General features: G+C 74.1%; 17 protein-coding genes and 1 tRNA gene. 1 reads left to right on the top strand and 17 read right to left on the bottom strand.

Annotation, left to right across the window (positions count from 1 at the left end):
* Positions 1-45 precede the first annotated feature (45 nt).
* Together V6U79_RS00090 and V6U79_RS00085 are read right to left on the bottom strand one after the other, a co-directional pair.
* Positions 46-867, bottom strand: coding sequence for a Bax inhibitor-1/YccA family protein (locus V6U79_RS00090; RefSeq protein WP_334613011.1), 822 nt, complete (start codon positions 865-867; stop codon positions 46-48).
* 109 nt (positions 868-976) lie between these two features.
* Positions 977-1,057, bottom strand: a tRNA-Leu gene (locus V6U79_RS00085).
* Positions 1,058-1,159: 102 nt separating this feature from the next.
* Between V6U79_RS00085 and V6U79_RS00080 the strand changes: the two genes are divergently transcribed.
* A complete protein-coding gene (locus V6U79_RS00080) occupies positions 1,160-2,995 on the top strand; it encodes a hypothetical protein (protein WP_334613010.1) in 1,836 nt (611 codons plus the stop codon).
* Positions 2,996-3,081: 86 nt separating this feature from the next.
* On the opposite strand, the gene V6U79_RS00075 is transcribed toward V6U79_RS00080, so the two are convergent.
* From V6U79_RS00075 to V6U79_RS00005, 15 genes are all read right to left on the bottom strand, one after another.
* The gene (locus V6U79_RS00075) at positions 3,082-4,410 is read right to left on the bottom strand and encodes an NAD(P)/FAD-dependent oxidoreductase (protein WP_334534079.1); all 1,329 of its coding nucleotides are present in this window, start codon (positions 4,408-4,410) and stop codon (positions 3,082-3,084) included.
* Between the two features lie 102 nt (positions 4,411-4,512).
* The gene (locus tag V6U79_RS00070) at positions 4,513-5,076 is read right to left on the bottom strand and encodes a hypothetical protein (protein WP_334613380.1); all 564 of its coding nucleotides are present in this window, start codon (positions 5,074-5,076) and stop codon (positions 4,513-4,515) included.
* Positions 5,077-5,140: 64 nt separating this feature from the next.
* Positions 5,141-6,514 carry a DUF58 domain-containing protein gene (locus V6U79_RS00065; RefSeq protein WP_334613378.1) on the bottom strand — a complete coding sequence of 458 codons (1,374 nt, stop codon included), beginning with the start codon at positions 6,512-6,514 and terminating at the stop codon, positions 5,141-5,143.
* The gene (locus tag V6U79_RS00060) at positions 6,511-7,518 is read right to left on the bottom strand and encodes an AAA family ATPase (RefSeq protein WP_334613009.1); all 1,008 of its coding nucleotides are present in this window, start codon (positions 7,516-7,518) and stop codon (positions 6,511-6,513) included. Before V6U79_RS00060 ends, V6U79_RS00065 begins: the two co-directional genes overlap by 4 nt.
* Complete coding sequence (locus tag V6U79_RS00055; protein WP_334613008.1) at positions 7,518-8,105, bottom strand: hypothetical protein; 588 nt, start codon at positions 8,103-8,105, stop codon at positions 7,518-7,520. Before V6U79_RS00055 ends, V6U79_RS00060 begins: the two co-directional genes overlap by 1 nt.
* Entirely contained in the window at positions 8,102-8,845 is a 744-nt protein-coding gene (locus V6U79_RS00050) for a DUF4129 domain-containing protein (protein ID WP_334613377.1), read from the bottom strand. The genes V6U79_RS00055 and V6U79_RS00050 overlap by 4 nt, the downstream gene beginning before the upstream one ends.
* Before the next feature lie 20 nt (positions 8,846-8,865).
* Complete coding sequence (locus V6U79_RS00045; RefSeq protein WP_442933400.1) at positions 8,866-9,633, bottom strand: uracil-DNA glycosylase; 768 nt, start codon at positions 9,631-9,633, stop codon at positions 8,866-8,868.
* A gap of 19 nt (positions 9,634-9,652) precedes the next feature.
* The gene (locus V6U79_RS00040) at positions 9,653-10,339 is read right to left on the bottom strand and encodes a dienelactone hydrolase family protein (protein WP_334534071.1); all 687 of its coding nucleotides are present in this window, start codon (positions 10,337-10,339) and stop codon (positions 9,653-9,655) included.
* A gap of 202 nt (positions 10,340-10,541) precedes the next feature.
* On the bottom strand, positions 10,542-11,153 hold the full coding sequence (locus V6U79_RS00035) for an LppU/SCO3897 family protein (RefSeq protein WP_334534068.1): 612 nt from the start codon (positions 11,151-11,153) through the stop codon (positions 10,542-10,544).
* A 108-nt stretch (positions 11,154-11,261) separates the two neighbouring features.
* Entirely contained in the window at positions 11,262-12,326 is a 1,065-nt protein-coding gene (locus tag V6U79_RS00030; protein ID WP_334534065.1) for an HAAS signaling domain-containing protein, read from the bottom strand.
* Positions 12,323-12,655 (bottom strand): PadR family transcriptional regulator, encoded by a 333-nt coding sequence (locus V6U79_RS00025; RefSeq protein WP_334534062.1) that lies wholly within the window; start codon positions 12,653-12,655, stop codon positions 12,323-12,325. Before V6U79_RS00025 ends, V6U79_RS00030 begins: the two co-directional genes overlap by 4 nt.
* A 194-nt stretch (positions 12,656-12,849) precedes the next feature.
* Entirely contained in the window at positions 12,850-13,779 is a 930-nt protein-coding gene (locus tag V6U79_RS00020; protein WP_334534095.1) for a Ppx/GppA phosphatase family protein, read from the bottom strand.
* 85 nt (positions 13,780-13,864) lie between these two features.
* On the bottom strand, positions 13,865-14,377 hold the full coding sequence (locus V6U79_RS00015; RefSeq protein ID WP_334534059.1) for an amino-acid N-acetyltransferase: 513 nt from the start codon (positions 14,375-14,377) through the stop codon (positions 13,865-13,867).
* Positions 14,378-14,379: 2 nt separating this feature from the next.
* The gene (locus V6U79_RS00010) at positions 14,380-14,937 is read right to left on the bottom strand and encodes a DUF501 domain-containing protein (protein WP_334534056.1); all 558 of its coding nucleotides are present in this window, start codon (positions 14,935-14,937) and stop codon (positions 14,380-14,382) included.
* Between the two features lie 34 nt (positions 14,938-14,971).
* Positions 14,972-15,509, bottom strand: a 538-nt coding sequence (locus tag V6U79_RS00005) for an FtsB family cell division protein (RefSeq protein WP_334613007.1), incomplete at its 5' end; no start/stop codon positions are given.

Here is a 15,509-nt window from a genome sequence, read left to right as displayed (position 1 = left end):
CCGCCGCCGCGGGAAGCGGTGGCGGGCGCCGAGGGGCGGCGACGGTCAGTCGTCGCCCTGGAAGTAGCTGAGCAGCCGGAGCAGCTCCAGGTAGAGCCAGACCAGGCTGACCACGATGCCGAAGGCGGCCGTCCAGGAGTAGCGCTGCGGCAGCCCCATCCGGACACCGTCCTCGACCTCCTTGAAGCTGAGCACGAAGCTCAGCGAGGCCACCACGATGCAGACCAGGCTGAAGCCGATCGCCAGCGGGCTGCCGTCGCGCAGGCCGGTGTTCACGCCGAAGAGCGCGAGCACCAGGTTGATCAGCATGACGGCGAAGAGGCCCGCCATCACGGCGATCATGCCCTTGACGAACTTCGGCGTCGCCCGGATGACCCGCGCCTTGTAGAGCATCGTCATCACGAAGAAGACGCCGAAGGTGGCCACCACGGCCTGGAGGACGATGCCGTCGAAGCGCGCCTCGTACACCTTGCTGACCAGGCCCACGAAGGCGCCCTCGACGATGGCGTAGGCGATGACCAGCGCCGGGTTCGCCATCCGGGAGAACGAGATGATCAGGCCGAGCACCAGGCCGACCATCGCCGCGCCGATCCACGCCGGACCGAGGAGCGCGTCCGGGACCAGCACCCAGGCGGCCGCGGCGGAGACGCCGAGGATGCCCAGGAGGGCGACGGTCTTGACCACCACGTCGTCGATCGACATGGTCCCGGAGACCGTGGGGGCGGCCGGGAAGCCGGGCTGCCCCGGGTACTGCTGGGGAACTCCGGGCTGTCCGTAACCGTACGGCCCGGGCTGGGCGTACCCGGCGGACCGCTCCCGCTCGGCCGCTTGGCCGAGCCGGGCGAGCACCGGGTTCGAAGTCTTCACTGTCAGGCCTCCCTCAGGGGGTCGTCGCACGCGTAGCGTGCCCTCCAAGCGTAAACGGCCTGTCCACCGCGCGCCGCGCGGCGAGCTGTGGGAAAGCTGAGAGTGTGGGTGCCCGGGGCGGGGGTCGAACCCGCACGCCTTGCGGCAGCCGCTTTTAAGGCGGCCGTGTCTGCCGTTCCACCACCCGGGCGGGTGGCACCCGCGTGCCGACACGCGGCGGTGCAGTGTCACCGTAGCCGTTCCTCGGCGACCCGACGTACCCCGCCAAGAGTGCCGCACTAGGGTCGAGGCCGTGACCAGCCCAGCCCGTACGGCGTCCGACGCCGACCCCGACCTGGCTGTCGGCCTCGCCGAGCCGGCCACACCCGGATCCCGACCGGCCCGGTGGCCGGAGCTCACCGTCGGCAACCGCGCCGACCTGCTCGTCGGGGTGCTCTTCCTGCTGCTCGCCGGGTGGCTCACCCACGGGCTCTGGCCCGACCCGACCGGGCGCGTGCTGGCGCTCAACCCCGCGGACCAGACCCTCTACGAGTGGTTCCTGGCGGTCGACTCGCGCGCGCTGCTCGGCGACTTCGGCCTGCTCACCGAGCGGCTCAACGCGCCCGACGGAGTCAACCTGATGACCAACACCACGGTCATCGCGCTCGGGGTGCTCTTCTCCCCGGTCACCCTGCTCTTCGGCGCGCCGGTCACCTTCGCCCTGCTGGCCGGGGTGAACCTGGCCGGCACCGCGATCGCCTGGTACCTGCTCTTCACCCGTACGCTGCGGGCCCGGCGGCTCGCCGCCGCCCTCGGCGCCGGGCTCTGCGGCTTCGGCCCGGGGATGGTCTCGCAGAGCAACAGCCACCTGCACATGACCGCGCAGTGGCTGGTGCCGGTGATCGTGTGGCTGGTGGTCCGGCTGCTCCGCGCCGCCGACCCCGGCCCCGGATCGCTCGACGCGCCGGACCGCCGCCGGATCGTCACCTCGGCCGCCGGGCTGGCCGCCGCCGTCAGCGTCCAGGTCTTCGTCGGCGAGGAGGTGCTCTTCCTCACCGCGCTCACCCTGCTGGTGATGACCGTGGCGTACGCGCTGACCGACCGGGCGCTGCTGCGACGGGCGCTGCCCGGCTTCGCCGGCGGGATGACGCTCGCCACCGGACTGGCCCTCGTCGTGCTCGGCTACCCGCTCTGGTTCCAGTTCGCCGGACCGCAGGGCGTCGCCGACGGCATGTTCAGCCCGCACTACTTCTCGGCGGACCTGCGCAGCTGGTGGACGATCTCACCGCTGTCGGTGGTGGGCAGCGACTCGTCGGCCCGGCTCACCACCGGGCCCGCCGAGTACAACACCTTCCTCGGCCTGCCGCTGCTGGTGGTCGCCGTCGGCTGCGCGCTCTGGCTGGGACGCCGTCCGCTGGTCATCGCCGTGACCGGCGCGGCGCTGGTGATGGGCGCGCTCTCCCTCGGCCCCCAGGTGGTGCTCGACGGTGCGCGCAGCGCCGTGCCCGGGCCGTACGCCCTGCTGGCCGGTCTGCCGGTGATCGACGGCGCGTTGCCGATGCGGTTCGCGCTGGCCCTGCTCCCGCTGACCGGCACGCTGCTGGTCCTCGCGGTGGACCGGGCGCTGCGCGACACCGGGCGGGCCCGCCGGCTCGTCCCGGCCGCCGTCGGTGCGGCCCTGCTCACCGTCTTCCCGGCGCCGCTGCCGACCGCCGACCGCGCGCCGCTGCCCGAGTTCGTCACCGGCGGTCACTGGCGGGAGTGCGTGCCCACCGGTGGGGTGCTGGTGCCGGTGCCGGCGGCCACGCCGAAGGAGCCCTGGCCGATGGGCTGGGCGGCGGCGGCCGACGCCGCGTTCGGCATCCCGGAGGGGTTCTTCATCGGCCCGTACGGCCGGGGCGGCAGCGCCGCGATGGGCACCTTCAAGCAACCCACCTCGGCGCTGCTGGCCGACGTCGCCAGGCGGGGCGACGAGCCGGTGATCGGCGAGGAGCAGCGGCGGCAGGCCCGGCAGGACGCCGACTTCTGGGGCGCCTCCTGCGTGGCGGTCGCGGACACCGCGCCGCACGCGGAGAGCCTGCGGCGCACGCTGGTGCAGCTCTACGGTCCGGGCACCCGGATCGCCGACGCGTGGACCTGGCGGGTCTGACCCGCGCCCCGGCGGCGCGACCGGAACGTCGAAAGGGCCCCCGGCCGGACGCGAGGCGTCGGCCGGGGGCCCTTTTCGTCGATCGGTCAGACGCGCGGTCCGACGGGCTGGGAGGCCTCGACGAACTCCTCACGCGGGTCGTGCAGCTGCCCGAGGGCGACCACCTCACGCTTGAGGAAGAAGGCCAGCGACCAGTCGACCACGACCCGGACCTTGCGGTTGACCGAGGGGATCCGGCTCATGTGGTACGTCCGGTGCATGAACCACGCCGGCCAGCCGGTCATCTTCACGCCGTACACCTGGGCGACGCCCTTGTGCAGGCCGAGGCTGGCCACGCTGCCCGCGTGCTTGTGCTTGTAGTCGACCGGCTCGCGACCGCGGATCACGTTGGCGATGTTGTCGGCCATCCGGGCCGCCTGGCGCACCGCGTGCTGGGCGCTCGGCGAGCAGTAGTTGCCCGGCTCCTTGGTCAGGTCCGGCACGGCGGCGCAGTCGCCGGCGCTCCAGGCGCCCTCGATGACCCGGTCGCCGTCGACGACCTGGAGGGTCGGCAGGCAGGTGACCCGTCGGCGCTCGTCGCGCGGGAAGTCGGTCGCGTCGAGCATCGGCGACGGCTTCACCCCGGCGGTCCAGACGATGGTGTCGGACTGGAAGCTGTCACCGTCGGAGAGCTTGACCACCCCGTCGACACAGGACTCCAGCCGGGTGTCCAGCCGGATGTCCATGTTCCGCTTGAGCAGCTGCTGCACGGTGTAGGCGCCCATGTCCCGGTCGACCTCGGGGAGCACCCGCTGGGTCGCCTCGACCAGCACCCAGCGCATGTCCTCCGGCTTGAGCTCCGGGTAGTACTTCAGCGCGTCCCGGGCCATGTCCTCCATCTCGGCGAGCGCCTCGATGCCGGCGTACCCACCTCCGACGAAGGTGAAGGTCAGCGCCGAGCGGCGGACGTTCGGGTCGGCCGTCGAGGCCGCCACGTCGAGCCGGTCCAGCACATGGTTGCGCAGGTAGATCGCCTCGCCGATGGTCTTGAACCCGATGCCGTGCTCGTGCAGGCCCGGGATCGGCAGCGTCCGGGAGACCGAACCCGGCGCCACGACCACGTGGTCGTACGGGATCTCCCGGGCGGGGCCGCTGAGCGGCTGCACCACGGCGATCTTGCGGTCGTGGTCGATCCGCGTCACCGCACCCGCCACGACCTTGCACCTGCGCAGTTCCCGCCGCAGCGGCACCACCGAGTGCCGGGGCGAGATGTTGCCCGCCGCAGCCTCGGGGAGGAACGGCTGGTAGGTCATGTGCGGCTGCGGGTCGACGACCACGACCTCGGCCTCACGGGAGCTCAGCTTCTTGGACAGGCGCAGAGCGGCGTACAGGCCGACGTGCCCGGCACCCACGACAAGGATCCGCTTCGGATTCACGTCATCTATCTTTCCCCGGGCGGCTGGGCTAATCCCGCGCGAGACCCCCTTCTGTGACGGAGCACAACCCCTGTGACCTGCGCAACTTCCTACAGCACCCCGTTATCTGCGCCGCAGGAGCCAGCCCAGTAGCCCGCTCAACCCCACCGCCACCAGCAGTCCGGCCACTGTGGCGGCCTGGAAACCGTCATCGGTGCCGATCTCCCCCAACCAGGCCAGCACGACGCCGACCACCGACGCGGCCAGGACCACCGCGCCCGCCCGAGTGAGCCAGCTCACCAGCAGATTCGGGTCGACGACGCCGTCGTAGGGCAGCAGCGCCGCCAGCGCGCAGAGGGTGTGTCCCAGGTAGAGCAGGGCCGCCACGGCGAGAAGCCGCCACAGCGTGATCGACCGGTCGTAACCGGCCGAGGCGACCACCCACCCCCCGACAGTGACGAGCGCGGCGAAGGTGGGCCAGACCCGGCGCGGCCCGACCGCCGGCAGCAGCGCCACCACGGCCCACGCCAGCAGCGACCGCGCGGTGAACATCTCGACCGGGTACGCCAGCAGCAGCCCCGCCAGCACCACGGCGAAGATGCCGGCGCGCAGCAGCAGCGGGGTGAGGCTCACCCGGTTCACCGCCACGCGCAGGGCCCGGCCCCGCTCGACGGCCTGCCCGACCAGATCGCTCACGGGAGCCTGCCTTCGTTCGCGACTGCGGGACTCCGCTGCGCTGCGTTCCTCGCACTCACCGGCCACCGACCCGGGGGGCGGTGGCCAGGCGGGCCACGTCCCGCAGTACCTGGTCGAGGCTGCCCGCGCCGGCCCAGCGCACCACCGGCACCCCGTGCTCGCGGAGCTGGGCGATCATCGTGTCCCGGTCCAGTCGCCACAGCCGGTACGCCACCGGCGCCCAGCCGCGGTCACCCGGCGGGGAGAGGTCGGTGGGCAGGGTGTCCACCGCCACCACGAACCGTCCGCCCCGGGCCAGCCGGGCCAGCATCTGCGCCGACCGCTCGTCCAGCAGCGGGGTGAGCACCACCACCAGGGCGTCCGCGGAGAGCAGCTGCGGACCGAAGACCTGGTCGTACGGCTCGTGCGCGGAGGCGTCGGCCCGTACGTCGAGCAGCCACTCCAGGACGGTCAGGTACTGTCGCCGTCCGGTGGCCGGGCGCAGCCGGCGGGCCGCCGAGCCGTACTCCAGCATCGCCACCCGGTCGCCGCGGTGCAGATAGTGTTCGGCGATCGCGGCCGCGGCGCGGACCGTGGTGTCCAACACGGACGCGCTGCCCTTCACCCCGCCGGGCCGACCCGCCTCGGCGAGCACGTCCAGCAGGACCACCACCTCGGCGTCCCGGTCGGAAAGGGTGGCGGCCACGTGCAGCTGCCGGGCGCGCAGCGACACCCGCCAGTCGATGCGCCGCAACCGGTCGCCCGGCCCGAAGACCCGCACCCCGGCCAGTTCGCCGCCCTCGCCGGGCCGGCGCGAGCGGTGCGCGCCGACCAGTCCGGCGGCCCGGGGCATCTCCTCCACCGCCTCGAACGGCTCGGTCCTCGGATACACCCGCACCTTCACCGGTTCGGTGACCACGGCCCGGGAGCCCAGCAGGCCGTCGGCGGCGGCGACCCGGGCGCCGGCCGGGCCGATGCGGTGCCGGCCCCAGCGCAGCGCCGTGCCGGAGAGCTCCAGGTCGACGGCGGTCCGGGTCGGCAACGAGGTGACGAAGGGACGGTCGGTGCCGCCGGAGCGGCTCACGTCCACCGCGGTGCCGCCGAAACCGGCCCGCTCCACCCGTAGCCAGGGCGAGATCCGGGTACGCACCACCGCCACGTCGTACCCGACGGTGTCCGGGTTGCCCACGCCGATCGAGGTGGTCATCGCACCCCCCTCGACCAGTTGCGCGTCCCCGGTGAGGATCTCCAGGCGCGGGGCGGAGGTGGGCCGGCGGCGCAGCGCGTACGCGGTGCCGAGCGCGAACGGGGTGGCCAGCACGACCAGGTCCACCCGGCCGATCAGCACGGCGGCGATCAGCAGCAGGCCGGTGAGCAGCACCGCCCGGCCCAACGCCCAGGTGGGCGCCCAGCCCGCCGCCTCCGACGCTTCCTCGCTGGGCACGGTCAGCGTCCGGACCGGCCGGCCGCGTGGCTGGGCAGCGCGCCGCTGGCCGGGGCGGGGGTCTGCTCCAGCACCTCACCGACCACGAAGGACGGATCCACCCGGCGCAGCCACATCTCCGGACGCAGCGTGATCCGGTGCGCGAGCGCCGGCGCTGCCACCTCCTTGACGTCCTCCGGCACCACGTAGTCCCGGCCGGCGAAGACCGCCCGGACGCGGGCGAGCAGCAGCAGCGCGAGCGAGCCGCGGGGGGAGGCGCCGACCAGCACCGACGGGTGCTCGCGGGTGGCCGCGGTCAGGTCGACGATGTACCGGCCGACGGAGTCCTCCACCACCACGTCCTCCAGCGCGGCCTGCATGGCCCGCAGGGTGGCCGCGTCCACCACCGGCTTGATCTCGGACTCCTCGCGACGCCGGGCCATCCGCCGGCGCAGCACGTCCCACTCCTCCTCGCGCTGCGGGTAGCCGAACGACACCCGCAGCAGGAACCGGTCCAGCTGCGCCTCGGGCAGCGGGTACGTCCCCTCGTACTCGATCGGGTTGGCGGTGGCGAGCACGTGGAACGGCTCGTCGAGGCGGTAGGTGACGCCCTCGACGGAGACCTGCTTCTCCTGCATCGCCTCCAGCAGCGCCGACTGGGTCTTCGGCGGCGTCCGGTTGATCTCGTCGGCGAGCAGCAGGTTGGTGAAGAGCGGGCCGGCGCGGAAGGAGAAGTCACCGCTGCGCTGGTCGTAGAGGAACGACCCGGTGACGTCCGCGGGAAGCAGGTCGGGGGTGAACTGGAGGCGGCGGAAGTCCAGCCCGAGGGCTTGGGCGAAGCAGCGCGCGGTGAGCGTCTTGCCCAGCCCGGGAAGGTCCTCCAGGAGCACGTGCCCGCCGGCCAGGATGCCGGCGAGAACCAGTTCGAGGGACTCCCGCTTGCCGACCACGACCGTGCCGACCGCGTCCAGCACCGCCCTGGCCAGGTGGCCGACCTCCGTGGCGGCGATCCGGCGGTCCACGTCGTTCATCAGATCTTCTCCAGTTCGGCGACGATCGCCGCGAGGTCGCGCGGCGACGGGGTGCGGCGGGGCGGCGTGTCGAGGAAGGTCCAGAGCCGGTCGCCCAGCAGCGCGCGGGCGCGCGCCGGGTCCGACTCGCGGGTGAGGCCGTGACGCTGGCGCAGCCGCTCGTCGGCCAGCTCGGCCAGGCGCGGCAGGACCACCTTGCTGAATCGTTCGGGCCGGGTGGCCGACCAGTCCAACGGCACTTCCCAGCCGTTGATGGCGGCCCGCAACGCGTCCCGGGCGCCCCAGTTGTACGAACCGGGCTCCTCGCCGGCCGGCGCCCGGTACCCGCCCCGGGGCGGAGGCGGTGGGGAGAGCGCAGCGGTGACCCGGCGCACGGCGAGCACCGCCAGCACCCCGGCCACCACGATCCAGATGGAGACCTGGAGGCCGACCGCGCGCAGCCCGGCGAGGACCACCGCGGTCACCGCGGCGGCGACGACGACGGTCCGCAGCGCCGCCCGGGGCCGCCGACCCCGCTCCCGACCGGTACGGGGCGGCGCCTCCTCCTCGAAGGAGAACAGGTCGTCCAGACCGGTCCGCTCGCTCACGGCGACACCTCGGCCGGATCGGCGGCGAGGGCGGTCAGTTCACCGCGCAGCCGGCGCAGCGCCGACCGGGCCTGGTCGCGCATCCGTTCGTCGACGGTGTGGGTGGCGTACCGGGCCTCGCGGTAGACGTGGGCGAACTCGGCCAGCACGTCGGCGCTGGCGATGGCGGGCACCCCGGCCTCCGGATCGCCCCGGAGCAGCCGGCCGACCAGGTCGGTCGGGGTGTCCCCGGTCCGCCTCGACAGCCCGGCCTCGGTGGCGGCCTCCTCCAGGCGTACCCAGCAGGCGATCACCGCGGTCCGCGGGTCGGTGTCCCGGTCGTCCAGCTCGACCAGGCCGGCGTCGAGGGCGGCGACCACGTCCCGGGCGGTCCCCTCGGCGGTGCGCCGGGCCCGTTCGGCCGGGACGACCCGGGTGGTCCGGCGCAGCGCACCGCGCAGCATCGTCCAGGCCACGTAGCCGACGGCGACCAGCAGCCCCAGTCCCAGCAGGACGACGGCGGCCTGGGCGATCCACTGGGGAATGTCCGCCTGGGTCGCCTCCGCGTACTCCGCCGGTTCGATCGGGATGGACGGGGCCGGCTCGGCGGAGGGGTACTCCGGGACGTACGGGATGGTGTCGGAGGCCGGCGGGATGCGGCTGGCCCCGATCGAGGAGTGCCCGGCCGCGAGGGCGGCGACGGCGAGCAGGCCGGTCACCGCGAGGACGGGCCACCACCTGCGCAGCACGCCGAGGTCCATTGCCACCGCCCCACGCAGCCTCAGTCCACCCCGGCGAGCAGCTTCGCCCGGGCGAACACGTCGTCCAGCATCCCTGGTGTCAGCCGCCCCGTGAACGTGTTCTGCTGGCTGACGTGGTAGCAGCCGAGCAGGTCGGGGGCGGCGGTCCCGGACCAGTGTGCCCCATGGCCGAAGGCCGGTCGCGGGCTGGGCGGGCGGACGCCGTAGACGTCCCGCAGCACCGGCCACCACGCGGCCCAGGCGAAGGCGCCCAGCGCGACCACGACGCGCAGGGTGGGGCGGATCAGGCCGACCTCCCGGTGCAGCCACGGCGCGCAGGTGTCCCGCTCCGCCGGGGTGGGCTTGTTGTCCGGTGGCGCGCAGCGCACGGCGGAGAAGATCCGGGTGTCGCGCAGGGTGAGACCGTCGTCGGCGGCGACGCTGGTCGGCTGGTTGGCCAGGCCGGCGCGGTGCAGCGCGGCGAAGAGCACGTCACCCGAGCGGTCACCGGTGAAGATCCGGCCGGTGCGGTTGCCGCCGTGCGCCGCGGGGGCCAGGCCGAGGAGGGCGATCCGGGGGGCCGCGGCCGGCGTCGGCGCCGGTCCGCCCGATCCGCCGGGTCCGGTCCGGTTGTCGGGGGCGCCGAACCCGGGCACCGGACGACCCCAGTACTCCTGCTCCCGGAAGGCCGCCCGCCGGGTCCGGGCGACCTCCTCCCGCCAGGCGACCAGGCGCGGACAGGCGAAGCAGTCGCTGACCGCGCCGTCGAGGTCGGCCAGGTCGGTCGCCCGCGCGGCGCGGGCGACCACCTCGTCGGGGGTACGGGCCTCAGCCAAGCTTGGCCCGGAACAGTTCGAGGGTGCGGGCCCAGGCGGTGGCGGCGGCGCGCTGGTCGAAGTTCTCCGGCCGGTCCTCGTTGAAGAAGGCGTGCGCGGTGCCCGGGTAGTCGTAGGTCTGGCAGGTGCCGCCCGCGGTCTCGACGGCCCGGCGGACGGTCTGCACGCCGTCGGCGGCGGAGAGTCCGTCGGCTTCGGAGCAGTGGATGACCGCGGCCTTGCCCGCGTAGTCGGTCCACTCGGGGCGCATGCCCTCCCAGGGCAGCCTGGGATAGAAGGCGGCGGTGGCGACGATCCGCTCGGAGCGGGTGGCCGCCCAGAGGGCCAGGCTGGCGCCGGCGCAGAACCCGGCGCAGCCGACCTTGCCGGTGACCTCGGGACGGCTGGTGAGGTAGTCGGCCGCCACGGCGATGTCCGCCGCCGCCTCGTCCATCTGCGCGCTGTTCAGCATCTGCCGGGGCTCACTCGGCTTGCTGGCCGGCTGGCCGTGCCGGAAGTCCGGGGCGAGGGCGACGAAGCCCGCCTCGGCGAAGCGGTCCGCCACCGCCCGGACGTGGGGCACCAGACCCCACCAGTCCTGGATGACGATGACCGCCGGGCTGGCCGCACCGCCGGAGGGTATCGCGAGATACCCCTCGCGGGTTCCTCCGTTGCCGGTGAAGCTCACCATCTCGCCCATGTGCCCGTCCTCCTAGCGGTCAGTCATCGTTGGCTGGTCGCCCAGTGGTCTTACGTGCCGGTAGCCTGCCACGCCGTGAGCGCGCCGGGAAGACGGGAGAGCAGTGGCATATGCCTCCCGTTCACCGCATGGTGAACCCGGGTACACCGACGGCGGCGCGGGTGCTCCCCGCGCCGCCGTCCGATGGTGGTGGTCCGACCGGTCAGGCCTTCCTGGTCAGGCAGAGCAGGTAACCCGTGCGACCCGGTTCGATGCTGTAGAAGACGTACGCGTCCTGGGTGGGCGTCAGGTAGCGCTCGCACGCCTTGCCGGACCGGGCCTGCGCCTCGGTCTGGTCCTCCACCCGACCGGCCACCTTGTACACCGCGTCGCCGGAGGCGCAGGTGACCACCGCGACGTCGCGGACCGACCGCTCCTGCCCGCCGGTGACCTCGGGCAGCTCGGTGAGGCAGTCACCGGCCTTCGCCGTGCCGACCCGGTCGGGGTGGAGCAGCTCGTCGACGGCCCTGCCGACCCCGAACTTGAGACCGGCGACGACCAGCAGGGCGACGACCACGGCCACGATGCCCAGGACCGCCGCGACGCGGGCTCCGCTGCCCACCGGCTCGCCGGCGTCGTCCGCCGCCGGCTCGTCGCCGTGGTCCGCCGGCTCGTCGCCGTGGTCCGCCGCCGGCTCGTCGGCGCGGGCCGGCTCCGGCCCCTCGGCGCCGTCCGCCCCCGGTTGCCCGGGCGTCGCGGCCGACCCGGACTGCTCCGGGCCTGGCCCGGGCTGCTCGGTCTGCGGCGCGGGGGGCGATGCGACCTGCTCGGACAATGAGGTTCCTTCCGATGGCGTGAACGGGGAGACGACACCGTAGCCATCAAGATCGAAACGCGCTGTCCCGCCGACCTCCTCCGTTCAGCCATTTCCTCGTGTCGATCCTCACCGGGTGGGCTCCGGCGTTGGCCCGACGGGCGGCGCGGCCGGCCCGCCGGGCGCGGCGGCGGTCGGGCTCGGGGTGAGCGGCACCGCCGGACCCGGCGTCGGAGCGCCGCCGTTCGGCGCCACGGACTCGGACGGGCGGCCGGTCGGCGTCGGCGCGGCGCCGGTCGGTACCGGGCCGGGCGGGGCCGGGACGGCGGCCGGCGGTCGCGGCCCGAAGGGCGCCTCCTCCGGACAGTACGGGTAGGTGCGGCGCACCGGGCCCTCGTTCTCGGGCCGGACCGGGTCGACGCAGGTGGGCCAGCCGAGTTGGATCGGCACCCCGTTCTGGTCGAAGAGCCGGGCGTTCTCCACCAGCCGGCCCTCGCTGTCGTAGACGAAGACGTCCTGCACCTGGTCGTACGGATTCTGCACCGAGGTCGGGTCGTAGCCGTGCTCGTACTCCCACCGGGCCCGCTCGTCCACGTTGACCAGGGCGGCCAGCGCGAAGACGACCAGCACCAGGGTGCCGGCGTGCATCAGGCGACGCTGCCAGCGACCCAGCTCACCGGTGTGGCGGCCGAGCCAGATCGAGGCGAGCACGGCCGCGACCAGCAGCACGAGGCCGGCGAGCGCGTTGCCGTCGATCTGCGGAATCAGGGCCACCGGCTGACCGGTCAGCACGGTGAGCAGCAGGGCGGCGAGGTAGCCGCGCAGCACCCACCACGCCGGGCGGAGCAGCCGGAGGAACTCGCTCGCCGAGGCGTACCCGAGGATCGGGCCGAGCCGGGTGTCGACGCCGGACAGTCGGGCGCGCAGCCGGCCCGTGACGGCGTCGATCCGCTGGTCCAGGCCGCGCCGGCGGCCGGCCGGCTGGCCCGCGCCGGCGGCGGCGCGCAGCTCGACCGCGTACGCCTCCGGCTCGCCCAGCCGCTGCACGAGCGAGCCGTCGGTCTCGGCGGCGACCTCGGCGAGGTGCTCCGGCAGGTCCTCGGTCAGCTCGTCGCGGACCTCGGGCGGCAGGTCGGCCAGCGCGGCCCGGACCCGCTCCACGTAATCCGTGATCTCCTGCCCAGTGACGGTCATGCCGCCATCCCCCGATCGTCGAGCAGTCTGTCCATCGTGGTGGCGAACGAGCGCCAGGTCTTGCCGGAGCGGGTCAGCTGGTCCCGGCCGGCGGCGTTCAACGCGTAGTACTTGCGGTGCGGCCCGGACTCGCTCGGCACCACGTACGTGGTGAGCAGGCCGGCGGCGAAGAGCCGGCGCAGCGTGCCGTAGACCGAGGCGTCGCCGACCTCGTCGAGGCCGGCCTCGCGGAGCCGGCGCAGGATGTCGTAGCCGTAGCCGTCCTCCTCGCGGAGCACGGCGAGGACGGCGAGGTCGAGCACACCCTTGAGCAGTTGTGTGGTGTCCACGCTTCGCACACTACTGTGCAGTGCGAAGTACCGTCAAGAACACGCTAGTTGTGGCAGGTGAGAGCGCCGACTCACCCCATGATCGCGCTCGATCCAGGGAGTAGTGGCCTCGGCCGCCGGCGGAGGGGACTCTTTCCCGGTTCGAGCACGATCTCCCGCTCGGACCAGAGGCGGCCCCAGGGGGCCAGCGGCAGTCAGGCCAGGGACCAGGCGATGCCGTCGAGGATGTCGTGCTCGGAGGCGACCACCGAGGACATCCCGGCCCGCTCCATGATCACCCGGAGCACCAGCGCGCCCGCCCCGATCACGTCGGCCCGCCCCGGGTGCATCACCGGGGTCTCCAGCCGCTGCTCGCGGGTCTTCGCCAGCAGGTCGGCGGTCACGTCGGCGACCCGCTCGTACGAGACCCGGGCGTGGTGGATGCGCTCCGGGTCGTACTCCTTCAGGCCCTCGGCGAGCGCGACCACGGTGGTGACCGACCCGGCGAGCCCGACCAGCGTGGCGGCCTGCCGGCCCGGTACCGCCTCCAGCGCCCGGTCCACCGCCAGGGCGATGTCGGCCTGCGCGGCGGCGATCTCGTCCAGGGTGGGCGGGTCGCCGTGCAGGTGCCGCTCGGTCATCCGGACGCAGCCGATGTCCATCGAGATGGCCGCCTCGACCCCGCCCTCGCGGGTGCCGACCACGAACTCGGTCGAGCCACCCCCGATGTCGACCACCAGGTACGGCGGCTGCGCGTCGGCGGGCAGCCCCCGGACCGCGCCGGTGAAGGAGAGGCGGGCCTCCTCGTCGCCGGTGACCACCTCGGGGGCGACACCGAGGGTCCGCTCGACCATGGCGCGGAAGTCCCCGGCGTTCGCGGCGTCCCGGGAGGCCGAGGTCGCACACATCCGTACCCGCTCGGCGCCCAACTTCTCGATCTCCGCGGCGTACTCGGCGAGCGCCACCCGGGTCCGCTCGATCGCCTCCGGGGCGAGCCGGCCGGTCCGGTCGACCCCCTGACCGAGCCGGACGATCTCCATCCGCCGGGTCAGGTCGACCAGCGGCGCCTGCGCCCCCGCCGACGAGTCGGGCAGGTCGGCGACCAGCAGCCGGATGGAGTTGGTGCCGCAGTCGATGGCGGCCACGCGCGTCGTCACGGCAGCAACCCTACGGCAGCGCCCGGGCCGCGGGCGGGGGTAGCGGCAGCCACGGAAGCGGACGAGCGGAGCGCTAGAGGCGCAGCAGCATCCGGGTGTTGCCGAGGGTGTTCGGCTTGACCCGCTCCAGGTCGAGGAACTCGGCGACACCCTCGTCGTACGAGCGGAGCAGCTGCTCGAAGACCGGCTGCGGCACCGGCGCCCCGTCGATCTCGGTGAAGCCGAACGAGCCGAAGAAGGCGGTCTCGAAGGTGAGCACGAAGATCCGCGCCACGCCCAGCTCCCGGGCCGCGTCGATCAACTCGCCGACGATCCGGTGACCGATCCGCCGGCCCCGGCACGCCGGGTCCACCGCCACGGTGCGGATCTCGGCCAGGTCCTCCCACATCACGTGCAGCGCCCCGCAGCCCACCACGGCGCCGTCGCCGGTCACCGCGACCCGGAACTCCTGGACGTCCTCGTACAGGGTGACGGTGGCCTTGCTGAGCAGCCGGCGGTCGTCGGTGTAGGTGTCGACCAGCCGCCGGATGCCCCGCACGTCCCCGGTGCGGGCGCGGCGCACCGTCACGTCGTCGGTCAACTGCACGGTCACTCCGCCGCCGGCACGTCCACGCACGGCCCGGCCGCCCACCACTTCTCCACCAGGGCGAGGGTCTCGTCGCCGAACGGGTTGACCCCCGGCCCGGCGCCGAGCGCGTGCCCAAGGTGCACGTGCAGGCACTTGACCCGGCCCGGCATGCCGCCGGCGGAGATGCCGGCGATCTCCGGCACCTCGCCGATCGCCTCCCGGCGGGTGAGGTAGTCCTCGTGCGCGGCCCGGTACCGGGCGGCCAGCTCGGGATCCTCGGCGAGCCGGTCGGCCATCTCCTTCATCAGCCCCGCCGACTCCAGCCGGCTGCACGCCGCCGTCGCCCGGGGGCAGGTCAGGTAGAACAGCGTCGGGAACGGTGTGCCGTCGGCCAGCCGCGGCGTCGTCTCCACCACGTCGGGCAGCCCGCAGGGGCAGCGGTGGGCCACCGCGCGGGTGCCGCGGGGCGGGCGTCCGAGCTGCGCGGCCACCGCGGCCAGGTCGGCCTCGGTGGCCGGTTCCCGCTGCGGCAGGGGTACGGAATCCGCCGCCGGCTCCTGCGGTGGTACGACAGTCACGGTGCCCATCTCTCGTCCGGTGCTCAGGTGGTGCTCACTTGTCGGGGCGCTCGGCGTTGGCCGCGCGCACGCTCGACCACAGGGTGTCGTACCAGGGGTCGGGTGCCTTCGGCGGGGCCGGCGGCGCGCCCGCGCCCGCGTCCCTGGCGGCGCCCTCGGGGTCGGAGAGCACCACCAGCAGGGTCTCGCCCGGCTTGCCCATGAAGAACCGCTCCCGGGCCTGCGTCTCGATGTACGCCGGGTCCTCCCACTTGGCCGCCTTGGCGGAGAGTTCGTCGATCAGCTTGCGCTGGTCGGCCTGGGCGGCCTCCATCCGCTCGATGTCGACCTGCTGGTCCAGGTAGACCCGGACCGGATAGGTGTACGCCAGGGCGAGCGCGATCAGCACCGCGAAGAGCACGGTGGCGCGCCCGGTGAAGCGTCGGGGGTGGGGTGCGGTGAGCCGCCTGATGGTGCCGCCGGCCGCCGTGCGGCGGGCCGCGGCGGGACGGCTGCCGGACCGTACCCCGTCGGCGCCCCGCGCCCGGACGGCGCCGGCGCGCGCCTCCGCGCGGACCCCAAGTCGGATCGTA

The organism is Micromonospora psammae, assembly GCF_036902725.1.
Classification (GTDB): Bacteria; Actinomycetota; Actinomycetes; order Mycobacteriales; family Micromonosporaceae; genus Micromonospora.
The sequence above is the reverse complement of the archived record's forward strand: the minus strand, read 5'-3'. Positions and strand labels throughout refer to the sequence as shown.